We start from the raw sequence: 25,074 nt of genomic DNA on the forward strand, positions 1-25,074 counted from the left end.
GCGTACGACAGCCCGGTGCTCTCGGACCGCGAGCTCAGGAAGCGCCGCAAGAAGGGCGACGCCGAGCCGGGCCAGGACTACGGCATCGACCTGTTCGCCGACGCGCCCACCGAGGTCACCCCGGCTATTCCCACGGGTCCCGACGCCGTGGCCGACACCGGCCCGGTCGAGCCGCCGCCCCACACCCCGCTCCCGCAGCGGGTGGAGCAGCTCGCCCTGTCCGGTGACATCACCTACTCCCTGCCCGACAACTCCTCGCTCAAGCCGGGGTCGGTGCACAAGGCCCGCTCCAAGGCCAGCGACGCGGTGGTCGAGCGGCTGATGCAGGTGATGGAGGAGTTCGCCATCGACGCCACCGTCACGGGCTACACGCGCGGACCGACGGTGACCCGCTACGAGTTCGAGCTCGGCCCCGCGGTGAAGGTCGAGAAGGTGACCGCGCTGGGCAAGAACATCGCCTACCCCGACGCCTCGGCCGACGTCCGGATCCTGTCGCCGATCCCCGGCAAGTCCGCGATCGGCATCGAGATCCCGAACACCGACAAGGAGATCGTCTCCCTGGGCGACGTGCTCCGCTCCAACACTGCCCGCTCGGACCACCACCCGATGGTGGCCGGTCTCGGCAAGGACGTCGAGGGCGGCTTCGTGGTCGCCAACATGGCCAAGATGCCGCACCTGCTGGTGGCCGGCGCGACCGGCTCCGGCAAGTCGTCGTTCATCAACTCACTCATCACCTCGGTCCTGATGCGGTCGACGCCCGACGAGGTGCGGATGATCATGATCGACCCCAAGCGGGTCGAGCTGAACGCCTACGAGGGTGTCCCGCACCTGATCACCCCGATCATCACCAACCCCAAGAAGGCCGCGGAGGCGCTGGCCTGGGTGGTCCGCGAGATGGACATGCGCTACGACGACCTGGCGAACTTCGGGTTCCGTCACGTCGACGACTTCAACAAGGCCGTGCGGGCCGGCAAGGTCGAGGTGCCGCCCGGGAGCGAGCGCAAGCTGGCGCCGTACCCCTATCTCCTGGTGATCGTCGACGAGCTGGCCGACCTCATGATGGTCGCCCCGCGCGACGTCGAGGACGCCATCGTCCGGATCACCCAGCTCGCCCGAGCCGCCGGAATCCACCTGGTACTGGCGACCCAGCGGCCCTCGGTCGACGTGGTCACCGGGTTGATCAAGGCCAACGTGCCGTCCAGGCTGGCGTTCGCCACCTCGAGCCTCGGCGACAGCCGGGTCATCCTCGACCAGCCGGGCGCCGAGAAGCTGGTGGGCCAGGGTGACGGGCTCTTCCTGCCGATGGGCTCCAGCAAGCCCGTGCGCGTGCAGGGGTCCTGGGTCACCGAGGCGGAGATCCAGCAGGTGGTCAACCACTGCAAGGCGCAGCTCGAGCCCACCTACATCGAGGACGTCACCGCGCCGCAGGCCGCCAAGCGCGAGCTCGACGACGACATCGGCAACGACATGGAGCTCGTCATCCAGGCCATCGAGCTGGTCGTCTCGACCCAGTTCGGTTCGACCTCGATGCTCCAGCGCAAGCTGCGTGTCGGCTTCGCCAAGGCGGGGCGCCTGATGGACATCCTCGAGAGCCGAGGGGTCGTCGGCCCCAGCGAGGGTTCGAAGGCTCGCGACGTGCTGGTGAAGCCGGACGAGATCGACGCTGTGATCGCCACTTTGGAGGGGGACGCGTGATGGGTGCTGCTGAGCTCTACGAGGAGTCGGGCGGCCTCGAGACGTCCGAGCCGAGCCACGAGGCGCTGTCCCTGACACCCGATGCTGTCGAGGTACGCCGCAACGCGGGCCTCGCGGCCGGTCTGGGGGCCCTCGCCTCGGCGCTCGCCATCGCCTATCTCGCGCGTGCCGTCGGCGGCGGGGGAGCACTCGACAGCGTGCTCGCCGTGGCGATGGGACTTCTCGGCGGCTACTGGCTGCTCACCTTCTTCGACGCCCGCGCTCCCCTGCTCGTCGCCGACGCGCACGGCGTGCGGATCCGGCTCGGGCGTACCTGGCGCGGGCTGCCGTGGAGTGCGGTCCAGCACGTCGAGCACACGCCGCGCCGAGGGCTGCTGCGCGACGGCCGGCTGGCCGTCCACCCGCACAACGAGGAGAAGATCCTCGCCGAGCTCGACGGCGCCAGCCGTCGCCGCGCTGTCCTGTCGATGCGTCTGCACGGCGCGCCCTTCGCGCTTCCTCTCGGCCTCTCGACCCGAGTCGTCGCAGCGGGTGACGACGTGGGCGCCGCGATCGACCGCGTGGCGGCAGCGACCGGAGCCGTGGTCGTCCTCGACGCCGACGAGCCCGAGCTGCACGACACAGAGCCCCCGGCGGACCCCGACGAGCCGGGCACCCACCCGACGTGGCGGGACCCGCGGCCGCTCCTGGCAGCTGCCATCGCGAAGCTCGCCACGCTGGCACCCGAGCGCCGTTCGGACCTGAGTGACGTCAGTCAGGCTGAGCCGACCCAGGACGAGGTGGCGGAGGACTCGGAGGACTCGGAGGACTCGGAGGACTCGGGGGAGTCGGGGGAGGGGACGATCGTCGCCAGCGCGACGCCGTCGCCGCTCCGTGAGTCCGGCGTGGGCCGCCGCAGCGAGGTGCGCAAGGACCTTGTCGAGCCGTTCCCCGGCGAGGAGGACGAGCTGCATGGTCGCGAGCTCCGCCGGCCGGGGCGCGTCAACCTGGTCGAGGACACCCAGGTCTGGGGCGACCGGGTGCGACCGATCTCTCGTCCGGGTGAGGTCGTCGACCCCCTCGTGCTCGACGACTTCGAGGTGGAGCCTGCTCTCGATCCGGTCATCGGACCCGAGCTCCTCGCCGCCCGTACCCGTTTGGGACTCAGCGTCGACCAGCTCGCGGACCGCACCCGCATCCGCCCCCACGTGATCGAGTCGATCGAGGTCGACGACTTCGTGCCCTGCGGCGGCGACTTCTATGCCCGCGGTCACCTGCGCACCCTCGCGCGCGTGCTGGGGGTCGACGTGGCGCCGATGTTGGCCACCTACGACGAGCGGTACGCCCATGCCGACATCAACCCGCGACGGGTCTTCGAGGCGGAGCTCGCCACTGGCGCCCACGGATCCATCCGCAGCACGAAGGGCGGCCCCAACTGGTCGTTGCTCGTCGCCGTCGTGATGGCCGTCGTCCTCTGCTGGTCGGTGGCGCGGCTGGTGATGGACCCACCCGCCGAGCTTCGCGGCTCGGCTCCCGTGCTCAACGGGTCGGGAGGACCCGGAGGGTCCGGCTCTGCCCTGGGCGACCCCGTGCCCGTCGTGCTGAGCGCCACCACCGGTGGCGCGCACGTCGTGGTCCGTGACGGGGCAGGCAAGATCGTCTTCGAGGGCAATCTCGCCGTGGGTGACGTCGAGACGATCGCGGCGGCGCCGCCGGTGCGCGTGCAGACCACCGACGGTGCGGTCACCGTGGCCCTGGACGGCCAGTCGGCGAAGCCGATCGGCGAGCCGGGCGTCGCGGGTCAGGGCACCTACGTCGCACGCTGAGTCTGCTGGGTGGGCTGGTTGGCCTCCTGTGGTGATCACCACGGCCGCCACGAAGCGGCCCTCGCGGTGTGGAAGCGGCATACTCGGACAGCGATGACGACCTCCACCGACCCCAGCCCCGCCCCGACCGCTGCTGCTGCTGACCAGACGCTCATGAGCGTGGCCGTGGTGACGTTGGGGTGTGCCCGCAACGAGGTCGACTCCGAGGAGCTCGCCGGACGCCTCGAGGCAGGTGGCTTCCGCCTGGTGGCTGAGCCGGGCGACGCCGACACCGTCCTGGTCAACACCTGCGGCTTCGTCGAGGCCGCCAAGAAGGACTCGGTCGACACCTTGCTCGCGGCGGCCGACCTCAAGCAGCACGGCAAGACGCAGGCCGTCGTGGCGGTGGGTTGCCTGGCCGAGCGCTACGGCAAGGACCTCGCCGAGTCGCTGCCCGAGGCCGACGCGGTCCTCGGTTTCGACGACTACCCCGACATCGCCGCCAAGCTGCGCTCGATCGTCGCGGGGGAGACCCACCACGCCCACACCCCCTCGGATCGACGACGCCTGCTCCCGATCTCCCCCGTGGACCGTGACGCATCCGCCATCTCGATGCCGGGTCACGCAGACAACCGCGCCAGCACCGACGAGATCGGCCAGGGTGCGCCGGCGACAGGTCCCCGAGTCGTACGCCGCAGGCTCGACACCGGCCCGATGGCCCCGCTCAAGCTGGCAAGCGGGTGCGATCGCCGGTGCTCCTTCTGTGCCATCCCGAGCTTCCGCGGGTCATTCGTCAGTCGTCGCCCGAGCGACGTGCTCCAGGAAGCGCAGTGGCTCGCGACCCAGGACATCAAGGAGCTCTTCCTCGTCAGCGAGAACTCGACGTCCTACGGCAAGGACCTCGGCGACCTCCGGCTGCTCGAGACGATGCTCCCCGAGCTCGCGGCCATCGAGGGCATCGCCCGGGTCCGGGTGTCCTACCTCCAACCTGCCGAGACGCGACCCGGACTGATCGAGGCGATCGCCGACACCCCGGGCGTCGTGCCCTACTTCGACCTGTCCTTCCAGCACGCCAGCGCGACGGTGCTGCGCCGGATGCGTCGCTTCGGCGACCCGGACAGCTTCCTGGACCTCTTGGCGCGCATCCGCAGCCTGAGCCCGCTGGCGGGCGTCCGGTCCAACGTCATCGTCGGCTTCCCTGGCGAGACGGAGGAGGACCTGCAGACGCTCTGTGACTTCCTCGAGGCCGCTCGGATGGACGTGACCGGCGTCTTCGGCTACTCCGACGAGGACGGCACGGAGGCCGCGACCTACGAGGCCAAGCTGGACGAGGACGAGGTGCGCGCGAGGACCGAGCACGTCACCGCCCTCGTCGAGGAGCTCAACTCCCAGCGCGCCGAGGAACGCATCGGCGAGATCGTCTCCGTACTCGTCGAGTCCACCGACGACGGTGTCGCCGAGGGCCGGGCCGAGCACCAGGGCCCTGAGGTCGACGGCACGACGACGATCGAGGCGGGCGGCGGTCTTGCGATCGGCGACCTCGTCGCTGCCACGGTGGTCGCGACCGATGGTGTCGACCTCATCGCCGTACCCCTCAGTGAGTCGGGGGACCGGGCATGACCAGCACCGAGCACCAGGTCTCCAACTTCAACATCGCCAACGTCCTGACGACCCTGCGCATCGTAATGGTGCCGTTCTTCGGCTGGGCGCTGCTGCAGGACGACGGCAACTCGACGATGTGGCGGTGGATCGCGTTCGCGCTGTTCGCCGTTGCGATGATCACCGACAAGATCGACGGTGACCTCGCGCGCAAGCACAACCTGATCACGGACTTCGGCAAGATCGCCGACCCCATCGCCGACAAGGCTGTCACCGGCATGGCCTTCATCGGACTGTCGATCGTGGGGGACGTCTGGTGGTGGGTGACGATCGTCGTGCTCGTGCGCGAGTGGTCGGTGACCCTGCTGCGTCTCTCGGTCCTCAAGGACGTCGTGATTCCTGCGGCCCGCAGCGGCAAGATCAAGACCACCCTCCAGGCGATCGCGCTGTCCGGGTTGATCTGGCCCCTGCCCCATGGCGACGCCCACGGCGGGGCCTTCGACGTCTGGCCCGGACCTGTGGGCGAGGCGCTATTTTTGTTGGCCCAGGTCTTGTTGGCCGGAGCCGTTGCGATGACGCTGTGGTCGGGCTACGAATTCTTCCGTGACGTGCGCCGTCAGCGCTCGCGGCACAGCTGACGCCGAACCGTTACCTGACGTTGCGAGATCCGTCACTCGAAAGTGTGGACCTTCCACCCTTTGGGTGGCAGAGTCCGTCCTCTGCGCGAGTCGCCGCAGCAATACCTGCAGATTGGACCTGCGGGGTTAGTGTTCGCCAGCGTGACCGTGTGGGGGATCACATCGCGCGCCCCAGGAGCCGGGTCCAGGCTCCGCCTGCTCCACCCGTCAGCATCACCTGTCACGCCTTGAGAAGGGTCTCTGCCTGTGTCGTTCAACCTCATTTCCGGGTCGCGGAAGGGGTCGCACACACGCGGCCTCGTCGTCGGCGCCGGTCTGGCGGTCCTTGCCGCTGGTCTTGCTCCCGTCGCCCCTGCCAACGCGGTCAGCACTGGCCTCGTCATCAGCGAGGTGTACGGCGGTGGAGGCAACTCCGGCGCCACGTACACCACTGACTTCATCGAGCTCCGCAACCCCACGGGCGGAGTGATCAGCCTGGGCGGCAAGAGCCTGCAGTACCGGTCGAACACGGCCACCGGAACCTTCATCAACATCTTCTCGCTCCCCGCCGTGGACGTCCCGGCCGGAGGCACCTACCTGGTGGGCGGTGCCTCCGGTGCCGGCGGTGTGGCGCTTCCTGCCACGCCCGACGCCACGAGCACGCTCAACCTGTCAGGCAGCACGGGACAAGTTGCCCTCGCCGACACGACCTCCGGGCTCACCGTCCCGAGCGGCACCATCAGCAACGTGGCCTCCCTCATCGACTACGTCGGTTACGGCACGCCCGCCGCCTACGAAGGCAACGGTCCTGCCCCGCTCACTGCCAACGCCACCTCGAGCTCTCGCGCTGGCACGGTCGACACCGACAACAACGCCGCCGACTTCACGACGGGACCCCCGACCCCGGTCGCGTGTGGAGCCGCCTGCCCGCCCACCCCGCCGGAGGAGTTCACCGGCACCATCGCCGAGATCCAAGGCACGGGTGACACCTCCCCGCACGCCCAGGACCTCGTCACCACGACCGGTGTCGTCACGGCAAGCTACCCGACCGGCGGGTTCAACGGCTTCGTGATCCAGACCGGTGGCACCGGCGGAGCCACTGACGCCACGCCCGGCGCGTCCGACGGCATCTTCGTATGGGGCGGCAGCGACGGATTCCCCACCTACCCGGCCATCGGGTCCTCCGTACAGGTCAAGGGCCTTGCCCTCGAATTCAGCGGCCTGACCCAGATCGTCGTGGACGTCGACGCAGATGTCGTCGCCCTCCCGGCTCCGCTGGCACCGGTGGTCTCGCAGTCCATGGCACTGCCCGCGACGTCCGACCTGCGCGAGGACCACGAGAGCGAGCTGGTCACCCTGACCGGTCCGCTCACGGTCACCAACTCCTTCAACACCAACCGCTTCGGTGAAATCGGTCTGGCGGCAGGCACCACCCCGCTGCGTCAGTGGACCGACGTGGCACGTCCGGGCACCCCGGCGGCACAGGACGTCAAGGACGACAACGAAGCGCGCTCGGTGACCCTCGACGACGGTGCGAGCACCGACTTCCTGTTCGGCGGCGCCAGCGCCACCAGCACCCCGCTCCCGTGGCTGACTCCTGACGCTGGCGGCGCTGCCAAGCCGGTCCGGGTCGGCGCTCCGGCCACCCTCAAAGTCCCGATGATCTTCGAGTTCCGCAACCGCGCGTGGAAGGTCCAGCCCACGACGCCGGTCACGGCGGCCAACGACCAGGACGTGGCGACCTTCCTGAACAACCGCAAGTCGCGTCCGGAGAGCGTCGGCGGTGACCTCACCCTCGCCACGTTCAACGTCCTGAACTACTTCAACACCACCGGCGAGGCGTGGGCGGCCGCCGGACCCGGTCGCACGTGCTCCTACAACAACGATCGCGCCGGCAACCCCATCACGGTGGGCAGCTGCACCGGTGGCAACGGACCGCGAGGCGCAGCCAACGCTGCCAACCTCACGCGGCAGCAGGACAAGATGGTGCGAGCCATCACCAACCTGGACGCTGACATCGTCACCCTCGAGGAGATCGAGAACTCGCTGTCCCTCGGTGAGGCCGACCGCGACGACGCCGTCAAGGCTGTCGTGGCAGCTCTCAACGCCAAGGCAGGCTTCACCCGGTGGGCCTACGCGCCGTCACCGGAGAAGCTGCCTGCCGGCGAGGACGTCATCCGGACGGCCTTCATCTTCAACCCCGACACCGTGAGCCGGGTGGGACAGTCCCAGCTGCTGATCGGTGCCGCTGCCTTTGACAACGCCCGTGAGCCCTTCGCGCAGGCGTTCAAGCCAGAGGGCGGGTCGAGCGACGACACGTTCGCGGTCATCGTCAACCACTTCAAGTCCAAGAGCACGGGCAGCAGCAGCAACCCCGGCAACACCGACGCCGGCGACGGACAGGGTGCCTTCAACGGTGACCGGGTGCGTCAGGCGCAAGCGCTGACCACCTTCGCCGACCAGTTCGCCGCCTCGCGAGGCACGAACAAGGTGTTCTTGACGGGTGACTTCAACTCCTACACCTTCGAGGACCCCATGCAGGTCCTCTACGACGCCAACTACCAGGTCGTGAAGTCCAGCACCCCCCACGAGTGGTCGTACAGCTTCAGTGGCCTCTCGGGATCGCTCGACCACGTGCTCGCCAACCCGGCGGCCAACGCCATGGTCACGGGTGCCGACCTCTGGGAGATCGGTGGCAACGAGTCCACGGCCTACTCCTACGCCAGGTTCAACGCCAACGCGACCAACCTCTACGCTGCAACGCCGTACGGCGCCTCGGACCACAACCCCGAGATCGTCGGCATCGACACCGACCCGGCCGACCAAGAGGTCGTCCAGGTCCTCGGCATCAACGACTTCCACGGCCGCATCAAGCGCGATGGTGCCGAGTCGGGTGCCGCGGTGCTCGCATCAGCCGTTAAGCAGCTGCGGGCGCAGAACCCGAAGACCGTCTTCGCCGCAGCTGGCGACCTCATCGGGGCGTCGACCTTCGAGTCGTTCATCCAGAACGACAAGCCGACGATCGACGCACTCAACTCGGCCGGCCTCGAGGTGTCCTCAGTGGGCAACCACGAGTTCGACCAGGGCTACGACGACCTCGTCAACCGGGTCATGCAGTCCTACGATCCCGACGACAACCCCGAGGGCGGGGCTGAGTGGAAGTACCTCGGCGCCAACGTCAGGTTCAAGGCCACGGGCAACCCGGCGCTGCCGGCGACGTGGATCCGTGACTTCGGTAACGTCGAGGTCGGGTTCGTGGGTGCGGTCACCGAGCACCTGCCCGAACTGGTCGCGCCTGACGGCATCGAGGAGATCGAGGTCACCAGCATCGTTGAGGAGACCAACAGGGAGGCGGCTGATCTGAAGGCGCAAGGCGCCGACGTGGTCATCCTGCTGGTCCACGAGGGTGCGGCCACCACGGCCTACAGCTCCGCTGTGGACCCGGCGTCGGACTTCGGCAAGATCGTCAACGGCGTCAACTCCGACGTCGACGCGATCATCTCGGGTCACACGCACCTCGCGTACAACCACCGGGTCCCCGTGCCCGCCTGGGCGGCGCAGGACCGTGAGGTGACCAAGCGTCCGGTCGTCTCGGCCGGTCAGTACGGCTACAACCTCAACCAGCTCCGCTTCCGGGTCGACACCGACACCGGTGAGGTGCAGGGCATTCGCACCAGGATCGTCGCGCTGCAGACCGACGACGGCACTGGTGCGTTCACGCCCAACTACCCCGACGACCTGCCCACCAAGGCCATCGTCGACGCCGCGGTGGCCAAGGCCGATGTGCTCGGTGCTCGTCCCTTGGGCAAGCTGGCCGGTCCGTTCAACCGTCCGCGCCTCTCACCCAGCGCAGATGCCCGCGGACGCGAGTCCACCCTGGGCAACCTGGTGGCCGAGGTCCAGCGGTGGGCGACCGAGTCGACCACCACGGGGTCGGCGCAGATCGCCTTCATGAACCCGGGCGGCCTGCGACAGGACATGGTCCCAGGACCGGACGGCACCCTCACTTACCGAGGTGCCGCCAACGTCCAGCCGTTCGCCAACACGTTGGTGAACATGGACCTGACCGGGGCGCAGCTCAAGTCAGTGCTGGAGCAGCAGTGGCAACCGGCCGGCGCGAGCCGACCGTTCCTGCGACTGGGTGCGTCGAACGGCTTCACCTACACCCATGACGCCACCAAGCCGGCCGGGTCGCGCATCACGGCGATGTGGCTGAACGGCGACCGGGTGGAGCCGACTGAGGTCTTCTCCGTGACGGCGAACTCGTTCCTGGCATCGGGCGGAGACAACTTCACCACCTTCGCGGGCGGCACCAGCAGGCAGGACACCGGCAAGTCGGACCTGCAGGCGATGGTCGACTACATGGCTGAGTTCGCCAACACGGCCGAGGGCGACGTTCCGCTGCCGGTTGACTACAGCCAGCGGGCGGTGGGTGCTGCCTTCCCGGCGAACGCTCCGCCGTCCTACGGTCCGGGCGATCAGATCCAGTTTGCTGTGAGCTCCTTGGCCATGACGGCTGCCGGTGACGTGACCGACAACTCGGTCGAGGTGTTCCTCGACCAGACGTCGCTGGGGACCTTCCCGGTCACCAACACACTGCTGGGCCCCACGACCGACGAGACGGGCACGGCCAGCGTGACCGTGACAGTGCCTGCCGGGACCACCGGCGGGGAGAAGGTGCTCCGCGTCGTCGGTGCCACCACCGGAACCGTGGCACGGGTGCCGGTCACCGTGACCGGCTCGGTGGTCACACCGCCGACGGAGCCGCAGCCGGAGCCGCAGCCCCAGCCGCAGCCGCAGCCGCAGCCCCAGCCCCAGCCGCAGCCGCAGCCTGCACCCGCCAAGGCAGCCTCGGTGACCGAGGTGGATGCTGCGCCCAAGCGGTCGGCATTCGGTCGGAACATCAAGCTGACGGTGACGGTCTCGGCCGTCAACGGGACGCCTGAGGGTCGGGTCAGGGTGTTCTTCAAGGGCACCCGTGTCGGGACAGGGGTCCTGAGCAACGGCGAGGTGGTCGTCACGGTGAAGAAGAACTTCGGTCCCGGCAGGCACGTCCTTGTCGCGAAGTATTCCGGCTCCAACGACGTCTCCGCGAGCCAGGACAAGGTGTTCATCAAGGTGAAGCGACGCTGATCCTCGGTTGACGGCACCACGCATGACGGCCCGGTCACCCCGCGAGGGGTGGCCGGGCCGTCGGCCGTTTGCAGACCATCGGTGGCCGTCGTTCAGCGCAGGGCGAGGGCGGCCTGCACCAGCGTCAGGTGGCTGAACGCCTGGGGGAAGTTGCCGGCCATGCGGCCACTGTCGACGTCGTACTCCTCGGCCAGCAGTCCCACATCGTTGGTGAGGGCGCACAGCCGGTCCATCAGGGTGTGCGCGTCCTCGGCCCGACCCGCCGCCGCGAGGGCAGAGACGAGCCAGAACGAGCACGCCAGGAACGGGTGCTCGCCGCCCGGGAGGCCGTCGACCCCGGTCTGGGTGCGGTAGCGCCGGAGCAGGCCCTGGTGCATCAGGTCCTCCTCGATCGCGCGAATCGTGCCGAGCACCCGCTCGTCGTCGCCCGGGAGGAAGCCGACGAGCGGGAGGTTGAGGAGGCTCGCGTCCACCTCCGTGGTGTCGTAGTGCTGGGTGAAGGTGCCCCGGTCGGCGTCGTAGCCCTTCTGCAGGACCTGCTCGTGGACCTGGTCCCGGAGCTCGCGCCAGCGGTTTACCGGGCCGTCCAGCCCATGCTTCTCGACGGCCTTGACGGCGCGGTCGAAGGCGACCCAGACCATCACCCGGGAGTGGGTGAAGTGGCGCGGCTCGCCCCGGATCTCCCACAGCCCGTGGTCGGGTTCGTCCCAGTGCTCGGCGAGCTCCTCCACGAGCGAGCGCTGGAGCGCCCAGCTCTGGGCCGTCTCGGTGATGCCGGCGTCGCGGGCGTCCTCGAGGGCGATCATCACCTCGCCCAGCACGTCGGTCTGGCGCTGGCTGACGGCGGCGTTGCCGATGCGTACGGGCAATGAGTGCTCGTAGCCGGGGAGGTGGTCCAGGACGCGCTCAGGGAGCTGCCTGCCGCCGTCGACGGCATACATGATCTGCAGGTCCTCGGGGTCTCCCGCCACAGCGCGCAGCAGCCAGTCGCGCCAGTCCCTGGCCTCGTCGGTGTAGCCGACCGCGAGCAGCGACTCGAGCGTCAGCGCCGCGTCGCGCAGCCAGCAGTAGCGGTAGTCCCAGTTGCGCTCGCCGCCGAAGGCCTCGGGCAGGCTGGTGGTGGGAGCTGCCACGATCCCGCCGGTCTCGGCGTGCGTCATCAGCCGGAGGGTGACCAGGCTGCGGCGTACGAGGTCGGCGTGAGGGACGTCGTCGATGCAGGTGGCGGCCCATCGCTCCTCCTCCACGCGGGTCGCCTCGACCCGGTCGTCGAAGCCCAGCGGTTCGGGAAGGGCACGCCACGAGCGCACCCACGTCGTGGAGAAGGTCATGACCTCGTCCGCAGTCAGGTCGAACTCGTCGGTGTGGTGGCCGTCGGCGGCGTGCGGAAGACGCGGACCCCGGAGCATGAGCTTGTCGGGCCCGGCTGTCGCGACGATGACGGTCTGCCCAGCCACCTGCTGGCGCGACACCCAGGGCCGGACACGGCCGTAGTCGAGGCGGACGACCCATTCGTGACGCACCCGTACGGTCCCGCGGGTGCAGCGCACCGTGCGGACCAGGTCGGCGCGCCCGTCCCCGACCGGCATCACGTCGCGGAGCACCAGCACCCCGGTGGGCGTCGTGAAGGTGGTCTCGAGGATGGCGCTGTTGCCGACGTAGCTCCGGCTGGTCGTCACCCCCTCGTCCTGGGCGGGTGCCAGCAGCCAGCGCCCGTGCTCAGGGCCACCGAGCAGGGCGGCGAAGCAGGCGGGTGAGTCGAAACGGGGCAGGCAGAGCCAGTCGACCGAGCCGTCAGCGCCGATGAGGGCGGCCGTGCCGCGGTCGCCGACGAGTGCGTAGTCCTCGATGGGGAGAGCCATGGACACCAACGTAGCTAGGCTCGGGTGATGACCACGGACCCGCGCCAGCTCGTCGAGGTCCTGACGGCACGGGGCGAGACGATCGCCACTGCCGAGTCGCTCACCGGTGGCCAGCTCGCCGCCCTCTTCACCTCGGTGCCGGGCGCTTCTGCCTGCTTCCTCGGCGGCGTCGTGTCGTACGCGACAGCCGTCAAGGCTTCCCTCCTGAGCGTCTCGGAGTCCGTCATCGACAAGCACGGTGTGGTGTCGGCCGAGTGCGCCGGGGCCATGGCGAGTGGAGCACGGACGTTGCTCGGGGCGACGTACGGTGTTGCCACCACCGGAGTCGCTGGGCCGGACCGTCAGGAGGACAAGCCGGTGGGGCTGGTGTGGGTCGCCGTCGCGGGTCCCGAGGGTGTACAGGCCCGGATGCTCGACCTGGAGGGCGACCGGGCGACGATCCAGGCTGGCAGCTGTCGCGGCGCGCTGTCGGTGCTCGATGGCATGCTGCGCATGGAAGATTCGGGCCTCGGGTAGCGTTGCCACCACGGGTCCCACCCATCCTCTGGAAGGACGAGCGCATGGTGCTCTTTCGTCGGCTCCTCGGCGACGTGCTCCGCAGCGAGCGGATGCAGCGTGGCATGACCCTGCGTGAGGTATCGGCCGAGGCCCGAGTGAGCCTGGGCTACATCTCGGAGATCGAGCGCGGACAGAAGGAAGCCTCCTCGGAGCTCCTCGCCTCGTTGTGTGCCGCGATGGACCTGCCCCTCTCGGAGGTGCTGAGGGAGGTCTCCGACGCCGTGGCGCTCGAGGAGGTCGCGCTCGAGCTGCACAGCATCGAGGCAACGCCGATCTCCGGCACCAGGCGAGGCACAGGTCCCGTGGTGGCCTCCGCGGCCTGAGTCAGCTCTCCGCGTGACCGGCCGGGACAGGCTGGCAGGTCGGACACCAGTACATCGCGCGTTCACGGCCGGCGTCGCCTCTCATCGCCACCCGGATGGGCGTGCCGCATCGACGACATGGCGACTTGTCGCGTCGATAGACCCACATCCGCTCGCGTGGACGCAGATTGCCGGTGGTCGACTGGGTGGCCCGCTCGGAGTTCAGCTCCAGCATCTGCTTGGCGCGGCGGACGAGCCGGATCAGGTCGCCCACATCGCGTACAGCCATCTGGGGATGGGCTCCGATGATGAAGCAGAGCTCGGCGGCGTACATGTTGCCGATGCCAGCGAGGTTGCGCTGGTCCAGCAGGGCAGCCGTCAGCTCGCGGTCGGGTTCGGCCCTCAGCCGGTGAAGGGCCTCGGCCTCGTCCCAGTCCGGGCCAAGGAGGTCGGGCCCGAGGTGACCGACCACCTCGTGCTCGAGGTGCGTCTCGACGATCTCGACCACGCCGAGGCTGAAGCCCACCGCGATCGCATCACCCGCCTCGAGCAGCACGCGCACCTGGCCCACGGGTCGCCGCCACCGCTCGCCGGGTCGATAGACCTGCCAGGCACCCTCCATCTTCAGGTGCGTGTGCAGGGTGAAGCCGGTGTCGGTGCGGGTGAGGAGGTGCTTGCCTCGCGAGACGGTCGTCAGCACGGTGGACCCGCTGAGGTCGGCGGTCGCGTGCTGCGGCACCCGGAAGTCCGTGCGGGTGAGCAGCCGACCGGAGAGGGAGAGGTCAAGGAGCTTGGCCGCCCGGAAGACGGTGTCGCCCTCAGGCACGCATCCTCAGCCCCTTGGGTGTGGAGACGAAGCCGGTGGCGTTCAGCGCCTGGCGCAACGGGGTGTCACCCGCACCCAGGAGCGCTTCGCCGTCGGCCTTCTCCACGGTCAGCTTGCCGAGGGCCCCGCGCCGCGTTGCGTCCGCCAGCGCTGCCGCTGCCAGCGTCAGTCGATCGATGTCCTCGCTCCACGTGAGCAGGGTGCGCCCGCCGCGCTCGACGTAGAGCAGCAGGGCACCGTCGACGAGCACGACCAACGCTCCGGCCTTGCGTCCGGGCCGGTGTCCGCCGTCGCTCGCGTTGGGGGGCCACGGAAGCGCCGCGCCGTAGGGATTGGCCGGGTCGGTCGCCGCGAGTGCGAGGGCCACCGGCTTGGACTCGTCCGGCTCGGAGAACGTGCGCAGCCGGTCGATGGCGCCGGGCGCACCGAACTGGGCCGCTCCGAGCCCCTCGACGAAGTAGCCCCGGCGACAGCGACCCGTGTCCTCGAAGGCGGACAACACCTTGTAGACGCCCGCGAAGCCACCGGGGATGCGCTCCTGCATGACGGCTCCCCGCGTCACGACGCCGTGGCGCTCGAGGAGGTGCTCGGCGGTGGCATGCGCTCGCCGGGTCGCGTCGGAGTCACGCGCGGGCAACACGCTCCAGCGACCTGCGGTCTCAGGTGGTCCGGAGCGGACGGGCATGCGACTTGAGCCCATCGAGACGCGCGGCGGACCCCGCCGGGTGCGGTGACTGGCCTTGCCCGAGCGGACCAGCGACCGCAACGGGGTCAGCGTGTCGTTGGTGACCATGCCCTCCCAGACGAGTCCCCAGAGGGCGGTCGAGAGAGCGGTGTCGGTGGTCGAGCCCAGTCGGTCGCTGAGCTGTCGGAAGAACCAGGCTCCGCCGGGTGCGAGCGCCTCCAGCACCGACTGCTGGAGCTCGTCCAGCTCGCCCCACTGCGGGTCCGGCAGCGTCAGGTGGGCCTGATCGGCCAGGTGCAGGCTGACCCAGCCGTCGCTGCCCGGCAGCGGAGCGTGGCCTGCCCAGATGACCTCTCCGCTGCTGGTCAGCTCGTCAAGGAAGCTCGACTCGTAGTCACGGACCCGGCAGGCGAGGACGAGCGGCTCCAAGGCACTGGCCGGCACCGGACAACCCGCCAGCTGGTCGATCGCGGCGATCACCCCGTCGACCCCCCGTAGCTTGCCGCCGCCGTGCGGATGGACCACGTGCTGCCACGACGGCAGGAACCTTGCCAGCGTCTCGTGGGTGACCGGCTCGACCTCCTTGCGCAGCCGGGCCAGTGACCGGCGCCTGAGCTTGCGCAGGACCTCGGCGTCACACCACTCGGCACCGCTCCCGGCCGGACGGAACTCGCCCTCGAGCAGGCGTCCCCGAGCAGCGAGGCGGTGCAGTGCCTGCCGGGCCACGGCCTCCCCGAGGCCGAACCGGGTCGCGACCTCGGCCGTGGTGAAGGGACCGTGGGTGCGGGCGTAGCGCGAGACCAGGTCGCCGACGGGGTCCTCGGTCGGCTCGGTGAAGACGTCGGGCGTGCCTGCGGGGACCGGCACGCCGAGTCCGTCGCGCAGGCGCGCGATGTCCTCGATGGTGGTCCAGCGCTCCTCGGAGGCGATGCGTACGGCGACGACCCGCCGAGCCTCGGCCAGGCCGGTCAGCCAGCCCGCGACCCCGGATCGGTGCTCGTCGGTGACGCGGGACTCGACCTCGTCGATGGACAGCGGACCGAGCAGGCGGAGCAGGTCGGCTACGGACTCGCCGGTGCGGGCGCGCCGGTCGGGGGCCAGCCACTGCAGCTCGGCCTCCACCTCGGCGAGCACCTCGGGATCGAGGAGCTCGCGCAGCTCGGCGCGCCCCAGCAGCTCGGCGAGCAGCCCTTGGTCGAGGCTCAGCGCCGCGGCTCGCCGCTCGGCGATCGGCGAGTCCCCCTCGTAGACGAACTGGGCGACGTACCCGAACAACAAGCTGCGGGCGTAGGGGCTGGGTGTCTGCGTGGACACGTCGACCACCGACACCTCACGGCGGTCGATGCGCCGCAACAGCTCGGTCAGGGCCGGCAGGTCGTAGACGTCCTGGAGGCATTCACGGATGGCTTCCAGGACGATGGGGAAGCTCGGGTACTTCGAGGCGACCTCGAGCAGCTGGGCGCTGCGCTGACGCTGCTGCCACAGGGGACTGCGCCGGCCCGGGTCGCGGCGAGGCAGTAGGAGCGCACGCGCGGCGCACTCGCGGAAGCGACTGGCGAACAGTGCTGATCCGCCGACCTCGCGAGTGACGATCTGCTCGATCTCCTCGGCGTCGAAGACGATCAGGTCGCCCAGCGGCGGCTCCTGGTCGGTGTCCGGGATGCGGATCACGATCCCGTCGTCGGACGCCATCGCCTGACCGTCGACGTCGTAGCGCTCACGCAGCCGGGCGTTGATGGCCAGGGCCCACGGGGCATGCAGGGGGGTGCCGTAGGGGGAGTGGACCACGAGCCGCCAGTCGCCCAGCTCGTCGCGGAACCTCTCGACCACGATCTGGGTGTCGCTCGGCACGACGTTGGTCGCCTCGCGCTGCTCGGTGACGTAGGTGACCAGGTTGGCGGCGGCGTGCTCGTCGAGCCCGGCGTCCGTGGCGGCAGCGCGCGCCTCGGCCTCACTGTGGGTGAGCAGCCCGCGGGTGAAGGCGCCGATGGCGGCGCCGAGCTCGGCCGGACGGCCCAGGGTGTCGCCCTTCCAGAACGGCAGCCTGCCCGGGATGCCCGGAGCGGGCGTCACCAGCACGCGGTCGTGCGTGATGTCCTCGATCCGCCAGCTGGTGGCACCCAGGGCGAAGATGTCGCCGACCCGCGACTCGTAGACCATCTCCTCGTCCAGCTCCCCGACCCGGCTGGCCTTCTCGCCGACGAGGAAGACGCCGAAGAGGCCACGATCCGGGATCGTGCCCCCGCTGGTGACCGCAAGCCGTTGGGCGCCGGGTCGGCCCGAGATCGTGCCGTTGACCCGGTCCCACACGATCCTGGGCCGGAGCTCGGCGAAGTCCTCGCTGGGGTAGCGGCCGCTCAGCAGGTCCAAAGTGGCGTCGAAGGCGCTGCGGGGCAAATGGGCGTACGACGCTGCGCGCCGCGTGAGGTCGAAGAACTCGTCGACCGACCAGTCGTCCATCGCCGTCGCGGCCACGACCTGTTGGGCCAGGACGTCCAGCGGATTGGTGGGCACCCTCAGCTTCTCGATAGCGCCCTCACGCATGCGCTGCACCGACACGGCGGTCTGGGCGAGGTCACCCCGGTGCTTGGGGAACAGCACTCCGCGGCTGATCTCCCCGACCTGGTGACCGGCACGCCCCACTCGCTGGAGGGCACTGGCGACACTCGGCGGCGACTCGATCTGGATGACGAGGTCGACGGCACCCATGTCGATCCCGAGCTCGAGGCTGCTGGTGGCGACGACTGCCGGCAGCCGCCCGCGCTTCAGGTCGTCCTCGATGATCGCTCGCTGCTCCTTCGAGACCGAGCCGTGATGGGCCTTGGCGATGATGGCCTCGGCTCCTGAGCTCGACCCCGACTGGGCCATGATCGCCGCGGGGGCCGGCGACCGCCCCTCCTCCGCGCCGAGCGGGCTGCCGTCCTCGGTCGCCCGGGCCGCCCGCTCTCCGGCGATCTCGTTGAGCCGGGCGGTGAGCCGCTCCGCGAGTCGTCGGGAGTTGGCGAAGACGATGGTGGAGCGATGCGCCTCGATGAGATCGACGACGCGCTCCTCGACGTGCGGCCAGATGCTGTTCGAGCGACCAGGGTTGCCGGACGTCTCGTCGTATTCCTCCGGCATCGTCATGTCCTCGACCGGGACGACCACGGTGAGGTCCCACTCCTTGGTGGAGGGCGGTGCGACGATCTCGACCGGGGCCGTGCCTCCCAGGAAGCGGGCCACCTCCTCGAGTGGTCGGACCGTCGCACTCAAACCGATCCGCTGCGCTGGTCGCTCGAGCAGACCGTCGAGCCGCTCGAGGGTCAATGCGAGGTGCGCGCCGCGCTTGGTGCCGGCCACCGCGTGGACCTCGTCGATGATGACCGTCTCGACGCCACGGAGCCTCTCGCGCGCCTGACTGGTGAGCATCAGGAACAGCGACTCGGGGGTGGTGATCAAGATGTCTGGCGGGCGGGTCGCGAGCCGGCGCCGCTCGGCAGGGCTGGTGTCGCCCGACCGCAGTCCCACCGTCACCTCCGGCAGGGCCGTCTGGAGTCGGTCACCCGTGTGCCGGATGCCGGTCAGCGGTGAACGCAGGTTGCGCTCGACATCGACGGCCAGTGCCTTGAGCGGGCTGACATAGAGAACGCGTGTGCGGCGGAGCTTGTCGTCCGGTGTCTCTGCGGTGAGGAGCTTGTCGATGGCGTGCAGGAAGGCGCTCAGCGTCTTGCCGCTGCCGGTCGGTGCCACAACGAGCGCGTGCTTGCCGTGCGCGATGGCCTCCCAAGCACCCTCCTGGGCGGGGGTCGGCGCGGCGAAGGCGGCCTGGAACCACGTGCGCGTCGGAGCGCTGAAGTGATCAAGGGCGGCCATGGCCTCAGTCTGTCCCACGCCACCGACAACGCCCGACGGTTCCCTCCCCAAGGGTGGTGGGGGAGTCGCCCCCGGTCCCTAGTGTCAAGGGCATGCCTACTGCCAAGAAGTCGCCCACCCAGACGTTCCACGTGCCGGGGCTCACTGCCAAGGAGAGCACCACCGTGGTCGCCGCCCTCCAGGATCGACTTTTCGCCTACACCGATCTCCATCTCGTGCTCAAGCATGTCCACTGGAACGTGGTCGGACCCAACTTCATCGGCGTCCACGAGATGCTCGACCCGCAGGTCGAGTCGGTCCGCGGTTTCGCGGACGTGCTGGCAGAGCGCATCGCGACCATGGGAGGGACCCCGATCGGCACCCCCGGGGCGCTGGTGGCCGCGCGGTCCTGGGACGACTACGAGCTCACGAGGGACACCGCCCAGGCGCACCTCGGCGCGTTGGACCTCGTCTACACCGGAGTCATCGAGGACAACCGCGCTGCGATCGACGACGTCGGTGAGATCGACCCGGTGAGCGAGGACCTCCTGATCTCCCAGACCGGCGACCTCGAGCAGTTCCACTGGTTCATCCGCGCCCACTTGGAGAACTCCGAGGGTCGACTGGTGACCGAGGGCGCAGACACCGAGACGGAGGCTGCCGATGCCGCGAGGGAGCCCCAGCGACGTACGAACAAGAAGCCGGCGCGCAAGGGCTGAGTCGCGCGGTAAGCAACCCGTCGAGTGACCCCGGTCCAGCAGATATCGGCTCGTCACTGTCAGTGCCGTGACCTAGGGTCCTCGTTCGTGAGCGAATCGATGATCCTGGCCAGGGGGCTGCGCAAGTCGTTCGGTGACTTCGAAGCCGTCAAGGGCATCGACGTCGACGTCCGCCGCGGCGAGGCCTTCGGCTTCCTCGGGCCCAACGGAGCCGGCAAGTCCAGCACGATGCGCATGATCGCCAGCGTGAGCCCGATCAGCGGTGGCACCCTGGAGATCCTCGGGATGGATCCCGCCAAGGACGGGCCTGCCATCCGGGCCCGGCTGGGCGTGTGTCCCCAGGAGGACACCCTCGACAACGAGCTCAACGTCCGGGACAACCTCTACATCTACGGTCGCTACTTCGGTATCCCCAAGGGCGAGGTCAACAGCCGGGTCGACGAGCTGCTGGAGTTCGTCTCACTCACCGACAAGGCGAGGTCCAAGGTGGAGGACCTCTCCGGCGGGATGAAGCGACGGCTCACCATCGCCCGGAGCCTGGTGAACAAGCCCGACCTCCTGCTGCTCGACGAGCCGACCACCGGCCTCGATCCGCAGGCGCGACACGTCCTGTGGGACCAGCTCTTCCGCCTCAAGCAGGCCGGCGTCACCTTGGTCATCACCACCCACTACATGGACGAGGCCGAGCAGCTGTGCGACCGGCTGGTCGTCATGGACAAGGGACTGATCGCTGCCGAGGGATCGCCGCGCCAGCTGATCGAGGAACACTCGACCCGCGAGGTGACCGAGCTCCGGTTCGCCATCACCGACGAGACCAACCCCCACAGCGCCGTCGCCGACAAGATCGAGGACCTCGGTCGGCTCGAGGTGCTGCCCGATCGGATCCTGGTCTACAGCTCGGACGGCGAGGAGGTCATCGCAAAGGCGCACGAACGCGGCCTCGATCCCATCGCCGTGCTCGTGCGTCGCAGCACGCTCGAGGACGTCTTCCTCAAGCTCACCGGCCGGACGCTGGTCGACTGATGAGCCTGACGCTGGCTGCCGGGGCGCTGCGACAGACCGACTACTGGTGGACCGTCTTCAAGCGCACCTGGAAGGGCGGGGTGATCACCTCGTTCGTCTCGCCGCTCTTCTACGTCGTCGCCATGGGAGTGCTGCTCGGTGGATTCATCGACGGTGATCCCACCAAGCTAGAGGGAGCCACGTCCTACCTCGCGTTCATCGTGCCCGGCCTCGTGGCGACGCATGCGATGACGATCGCGGTGGGGGAGACGACCTACCCGGTGATGGGCTCGATCAAGTGGCACCGGACCTACTACTCGATGATCGCCACGCCGCTCGAGCCCCGGCACGTCGTCGCGGCCAACCTGATGTTCGTCCTGTTCCGGCTGGCCACCGCCTGCGGGCTCTTCATGCTGGTGCTCGCGCCCTTCGGTGTCTTCGAGTCCTGGTGGGGGCCGTTCGTCGCGTTCGGAGCGCAACTGCTGGTGGGCATGGCCTTTGCGGGAATCGTCTTCGGCTACAGCACGAGGATCAAGAGCGAAGCGGCGTTCGGCGTGCTGTTCCGGCTCGGTGTCCTGCCGCTCACGCTTTTCTCCGGGGCGTTCTTCCCCATCTCCAACCTCGGTCCGTGGCTGGAGTGGGTCGCCCGGTTGACGCCCCTGTGGCACGGGGTCAACCTCAGCCGCATGTTCTGCCTGGACACCGTCGACTCGACGATGGCCGTGCTCAACGCCAGCGTGCTCCTCGTGACGATCGCGGTCGGCTGGTTCTGGTCGGTGTCCGGGTTGCAACGACGGTTGGCGGACTGATGGCGGCCATCACCCCCGTCCACCCGCCGCTGGGACCAGCGCGCGCAGCCTGGCTGCTGGTGACCCGCAGCTGCATCGTCTATCGGCAGGCGTGGAAGCTCTTCCTCACGGGGTTCCTCGAGCCCGTCTTCTTCCTGTTCTCCATCGGTATCGGCGTCGGCCAGCTGATCGAGTCCTTCGAGGTCAACGGTCAGGCGATCCCCTACGCCGAGTTCGTGGCACCGGGGATGCTGGCGGTCAGCGCCTTCAACGGCGCGCTCATGGACTCGACGTACAACGTCTTCTTCAAGCTCAAGTACGACAAGCTCTACGACCAGATGCTCGCGACCCCGTTGACCACGGCAGACATTGCGCGAGGCGAGATCATCTGGGGTCAGCTCCGTGGGTCCAGCTACTCGGCTGCCTTCCTGCTGCTGATGTGGGCGATGGGGATGCTGCACTCATGGACGGCTGTGCTGGCGCTGCCCGCGACACTGCTGATCGGGTTCGCGTTCTCAGCCGTATGCATGGCGGCCACGACGTGGATGACGTCGTGGCAGGACTTCGAGAAGATCACCCTGATCCAACTGCCGCTGTTCCTGTTCTCAGCGACGTTCTTCCCCATCTCGACCTACGACGGCTGGCTGCGGTGGGTGGTCGAGGCGACGCCCCTCTACCGCGGGGTCGTGCTGTGTCGTGAGCTGACGCTGGGGCAGCCGGGCTGGGCGAGTGTCGTCTCGGTGGTCTACCTCGTCGTCATGGGCCTGATCGGCCTGTACGTCGTGCGCCGGCGGCTCGACAAGCTGCTCCTCACCTGAGGCGGTGCCCGACCTGGCCCATCCTGGCGTGATCGCGACCGTCGCTGGCAGGAACCCGGTGGCCGTCGCTGTCGCCGCGCTGCGAGGATGGCTGCATGCCTGAGCCGATCGTTCCTGACACGAAGGACTGGACCTGGGTCCTCGAGCGCCCGTGCGCTGAGTGCGGCTTCGACCCGGGTGCGCACACCTTGGCGGACCTCCCGCGACTGATGCACGACACGGCGACGGTGTGGTCGCAGGTCCTCCTCCGGCCGGACGTGCGGGAGCGGCCGACGCCGGCCACGTGGTCGCCGCTCGAATACGCCTGTCATGTGCGTGACGTGCACCGGCTCTTCGCCGACCGGGTAGAGCTGATGATCAACGAGGACAAGCCGCGCTTCGCCAACTGGGACCAGGACGAGACCGCCACTGCATCGAGGTATGCCGACCAGGACCCGGCCGAGGTGGACGCCGACCTGGTGGAGGCGGCCGGACACGTGGCCGGCGTCTACGCAACGGTGACGCCGGAGGCTGCCCAACGCCGCGGCTCCCGATCGAACGGCAGCGAGTTCACCGTGACCACGCTCGGGCTCTACCACCTCCACGACGTGGTCCACCACGTCCACGACGTAGGCGCATGAGGCACACCGAGTTCTGGGCTCGGCTCGACGAGGCGCTGGGGCGGGCACGGTCGCGGACGTGGGCCGAGCTCTTCGTGCTGACCGAGCTCGGCAACCGGACCACGGTCGAGGCGTTGGACGCCGGCGTGGCGCCCAAGGAGGTCTGGGCAGCGGTCTGGCGCGTGCTGGAGCTCCCGGCCTCCGAGCGCTGAGAAGATGCCCCCGTGACGGCCTCCATCGCTCCGAGCGACGTGGACATCGACCTGGTCCAGGCGCGCACGATCCGCACCCTGGTGGTCTCCCAGGCCGTCGGTGCGGTGGGCGTGACGATCGGGGTGGCGACCGCCTCGCTCCTGGCCCGCGACATCTCGGGCAGCGAGAGCATGGCCGGACTCGCCCAGACCTTCCAGGTCCTGGGTACGGCGGCCGCGGCCGTCCTGCTCTCGAAGCTCATGCGTCGGCGCGGTCGCCGTGTCGGCCTGGTGGCGGGATACCTACTGGGCGCCGTCGGGGCGATGCTTGCCGTGGTCGCGGGGGTGGTCGACTCGATGCTGGTGCTGCTGCTGGGAGCGGTGCTGCTGGGTGCGACCACCGCAACGAACAGTGGGTCACGCTACGCTGCCACAGACCTGGCACCCGAGGAGTCGCGCGCCCGCGCGCTGTCCGTGGTCGTCTGGGCCACCACCATCGGGGCGGTTGCCGGCCCGAACCTGACCGGGGCGGGTGCGAGCCTGGCCAGGGCGGTGGGCATCCCCGAGCTCACCGGGGGCTTCGCGATCGGCGCGGTGGCGCTCGTCGCCGCGGCCGCTTGGATCGGTGTGCTGCTCCGGCCGGACCCGCTCCTGCTGGCTCAGGCAGCAGCGCCCGTCGAGCCAAGTGGGACGCCGACCCGGTCGTGGTCGCGGTTCTCGGCCACCGTGCGCGAGGTGCCCACCGTCGGTGCGGCGGTGGTCGGCATGGCGTGTGCCCACGCGGCCATGGTGACGGTGATGATCATGACGCCCCTCCACATGGAGCACGGGGGAGCGCATCTCGAGGTGATCGGTTTCGTCATCTCGCTGCACGTGCTCGGGATGTTCGCGTTCTCGCCGCTTGTCGGCCTCGCGGCCGACAAGTGGGGGCGTCCGCCGGTCCTCGTCGCCGGCGGTCTCACGTTGCTCGTCTCGCTCGTGCTGTGCGGGTTCGCCCCCGAGGGCAGCTCGTGGCAGATCTTCGCCGGCCTCTTCCTGCTCGGCCTGGGATGGTCGTTCTCGACGGTCGCGGCATCGACGATCATCGCCGACCGGACACCGCTGAGCGCGCGTACCGACGTCCAAGGGGGATCCGACATGGTGATGTCCCTGATGGCAGCCGGAGGTGGTGCGCTCGGGGGCGTCATCGTGCAGGTCTTCGGCTACCCGGTGCTCGCGGCCTTCGCCGCGTTGCTGGGCGCGTCGGTGGTTGCGGTTGGCGTTGCTACGCGACGTGGTGCGCGCAGCTCAGCCGCTAGCCCGGGACAGCAGGTCGAGCGCTCGACGTAGCCCGCCATGCTGCGTGCCCAGGATCGGGTGCTTGCCGTTGTACGAGGCCCATCTTCGCGGATGTCCGACACGCCGCGATTCCTGCGTCGCCTCGAACAGGTGTTCGGGCTACATTGTGTCCACAGGTACGACGCGGGGCCGAGGTTCTCCACCGATTCAAGCAGCTGATCAGGCTGTGACCTTCGGGTGTCGGTGGCTCGCTCTAACGTCGCAGACGTACCTGACATCCGACACGTAGAGAAGGACACGCACATGGCCGGTGGAGACCGCGAGAAGGCGCTGGATGCAGCGCTCGCCAACATCGAGAAGTCGTTCGGCAAGGGCTCGGTCATGCGACTGGGCGACGAGATCCGCGCTCCGCTGGAGGTGATCCCCACCGGCTCCATCGCGCTCGACGTTGCGCTCGGTCTCGGTGGTCTGCCCCGTGGCCGCGTCGTGGAGATCTACGGTCCGGAGTCCTCGGGCAAGACCACGGTCGCCCTGCACGCGGTGGCCAACGCCCAGCGCGCGGGCGGCATCGTGGCCTTCATCGACGCCGAGCACGCGCTCGACCCCGACTACGCCAAGGCGCTCGGCGTCGACACCGACGCCCTGCTCGTCTCGCAGCCGGACTCCGGTGAGCAGGCCCTCGAGATCGCCGACATGCTGGTCCGCTCCGGCGCGCTCGACCTGATCGTCATCGACTCCGTGGCCGCGCTCGTGCCCCGCGCCGAGATCGAGGGCGAGATGGGCGACA

17 protein-coding genes and 1 pseudogene are annotated in these 25,074 nt (G+C 69.3%); 15 read left to right on the forward strand and 3 right to left on the reverse strand.

The window, feature by feature from the left end:
• From JWN68_RS09865 to JWN68_RS09885, 5 genes are all read left to right on the forward strand, one after another.
• Positions 1–1,695, forward strand: a 1,695-nt coding sequence (locus JWN68_RS09865; protein WP_297738216.1) for a DNA translocase FtsK, incomplete at its 5' end; no start/stop codon positions are given.
• Positions 1,695–3,500 (forward strand): helix-turn-helix domain-containing protein, encoded by a 1,806-nt coding sequence (locus tag JWN68_RS09870; RefSeq protein ID WP_297738247.1) that lies wholly within the window; start codon positions 1,695–1,697, stop codon positions 3,498–3,500. The genes JWN68_RS09865 and JWN68_RS09870, both read left to right, overlap by 1 nt.
• A gap of 93 nt (positions 3,501–3,593) precedes the next feature.
• Positions 3,594–5,099 carry a 30S ribosomal protein S12 methylthiotransferase RimO gene (rimO, locus tag JWN68_RS09875; RefSeq protein WP_297738218.1) on the forward strand — a complete coding sequence of 502 codons (1,506 nt, stop codon included), beginning with the start codon at positions 3,594–3,596 and terminating at the stop codon, positions 5,097–5,099.
• The gene (gene pgsA, locus JWN68_RS09880) at positions 5,096–5,716 is read left to right on the forward strand and encodes a CDP-diacylglycerol--glycerol-3-phosphate 3-phosphatidyltransferase (RefSeq protein WP_297738220.1); all 621 of its coding nucleotides are present in this window, start codon (positions 5,096–5,098) and stop codon (positions 5,714–5,716) included. Before rimO ends, pgsA begins: the two co-directional genes overlap by 4 nt.
• Positions 5,717–5,962: 246 nt before the next feature.
• A complete protein-coding gene (locus JWN68_RS09885) occupies positions 5,963–10,828 on the forward strand; it encodes an ExeM/NucH family extracellular endonuclease (protein WP_297738222.1) in 4,866 nt (1,621 codons plus the stop codon).
• 92 nt (positions 10,829–10,920) lie between these two features.
• On the opposite strand, the gene JWN68_RS09890 is transcribed toward JWN68_RS09885, so the two are convergent.
• Positions 10,921–12,690, reverse strand: a complete 1,770-nt coding sequence (locus tag JWN68_RS09890; RefSeq protein ID WP_297738224.1) for a glycoside hydrolase family 15 protein — start codon at positions 12,688–12,690, stop codon at positions 10,921–10,923.
• A 27-nt stretch (positions 12,691–12,717) separates the two neighbouring features.
• Here JWN68_RS09890 and JWN68_RS09895 point away from each other — a divergent pair, with 27 nt between their 5' ends.
• Both JWN68_RS09895 and JWN68_RS09900 read left to right on the forward strand, forming a co-directional pair.
• Positions 12,718–13,206: a CinA family protein gene (locus tag JWN68_RS09895; RefSeq protein ID WP_297738226.1), complete on the forward strand. Its 489-nt coding sequence runs from the start codon at positions 12,718–12,720 to the stop codon at positions 13,204–13,206.
• Between the two features lie 44 nt (positions 13,207–13,250).
• On the forward strand, positions 13,251–13,571 hold the full coding sequence (locus JWN68_RS09900) for a helix-turn-helix transcriptional regulator (protein ID WP_297738228.1): 321 nt from the start codon (positions 13,251–13,253) through the stop codon (positions 13,569–13,571).
• Position 13,572: 1 nt separating this feature from the next.
• On the opposite strand, the gene JWN68_RS09905 is transcribed toward JWN68_RS09900, so the two are convergent.
• Together JWN68_RS09905 and JWN68_RS09910 are read right to left on the reverse strand one after the other, a co-directional pair.
• A complete protein-coding gene (locus JWN68_RS09905; protein WP_297738230.1) occupies positions 13,573–14,376 on the reverse strand; it encodes a DNA-formamidopyrimidine glycosylase family protein in 804 nt (267 codons plus the stop codon).
• Positions 14,369–18,913 (reverse strand): ATP-dependent helicase, encoded by a 4,545-nt coding sequence (locus tag JWN68_RS09910; protein ID WP_297738232.1) that lies wholly within the window; start codon positions 18,911–18,913, stop codon positions 14,369–14,371. Before JWN68_RS09910 ends, JWN68_RS09905 begins: the two co-directional genes overlap by 8 nt.
• A 92-nt stretch (positions 18,914–19,005) precedes the next feature.
• Between JWN68_RS09910 and JWN68_RS09915 the strand changes: the two genes are divergently transcribed.
• From JWN68_RS09915 to JWN68_RS09950, 8 genes and pseudogenes are all read left to right on the forward strand, one after another.
• A complete protein-coding gene (locus JWN68_RS09915) occupies positions 19,006–19,611 on the forward strand; it encodes a DNA starvation/stationary phase protection protein (RefSeq protein ID WP_297738234.1) in 606 nt (201 codons plus the stop codon).
• A gap of 99 nt (positions 19,612–19,710) precedes the next feature.
• On the forward strand, positions 19,711–20,634 hold the full coding sequence (locus JWN68_RS09920) for an ABC transporter ATP-binding protein (RefSeq protein ID WP_366519785.1): 924 nt from the start codon (positions 19,711–19,713) through the stop codon (positions 20,632–20,634).
• The gene (locus tag JWN68_RS09925) at positions 20,634–21,422 is read left to right on the forward strand and encodes an ABC transporter permease (RefSeq protein WP_297738238.1); all 789 of its coding nucleotides are present in this window, start codon (positions 20,634–20,636) and stop codon (positions 21,420–21,422) included. Before JWN68_RS09920 ends, JWN68_RS09925 begins: the two co-directional genes overlap by 1 nt.
• Entirely contained in the window at positions 21,422–22,219 is a 798-nt protein-coding gene (locus tag JWN68_RS09930) for an ABC transporter permease (protein ID WP_297738240.1), read from the forward strand. Before JWN68_RS09925 ends, JWN68_RS09930 begins: the two co-directional genes overlap by 1 nt.
• Positions 22,220–22,314: 95 nt before the next feature.
• A complete protein-coding gene (locus JWN68_RS09935; RefSeq protein WP_297738242.1) occupies positions 22,315–22,839 on the forward strand; it encodes a DinB family protein in 525 nt (174 codons plus the stop codon).
• Positions 22,836–23,030 (forward strand): DUF3046 domain-containing protein, encoded by a 195-nt coding sequence (locus tag JWN68_RS09940; RefSeq protein ID WP_297738243.1) that lies wholly within the window; start codon positions 22,836–22,838, stop codon positions 23,028–23,030. The genes JWN68_RS09935 and JWN68_RS09940 overlap by 4 nt, the downstream gene beginning before the upstream one ends.
• 12 nt (positions 23,031–23,042) lie before the next feature.
• Complete coding sequence (locus tag JWN68_RS09945) at positions 23,043–24,338, forward strand: MFS transporter (protein ID WP_297738245.1); 1,296 nt, start codon at positions 23,043–23,045, stop codon at positions 24,336–24,338.
• Positions 24,339–24,590: 252 nt separating this feature from the next.
• A pseudogene (locus tag JWN68_RS09950) lies at positions 24,591–25,074 on the forward strand (DNA recombination/repair protein RecA); the annotation flags it as partial.

The sequence above is a fragment of the Nocardioides sp. genome, assembly GCF_025964975.1.
Taxonomy (GTDB): Bacteria; Actinomycetota; Actinomycetes; order Propionibacteriales; family Nocardioidaceae; genus Nocardioides.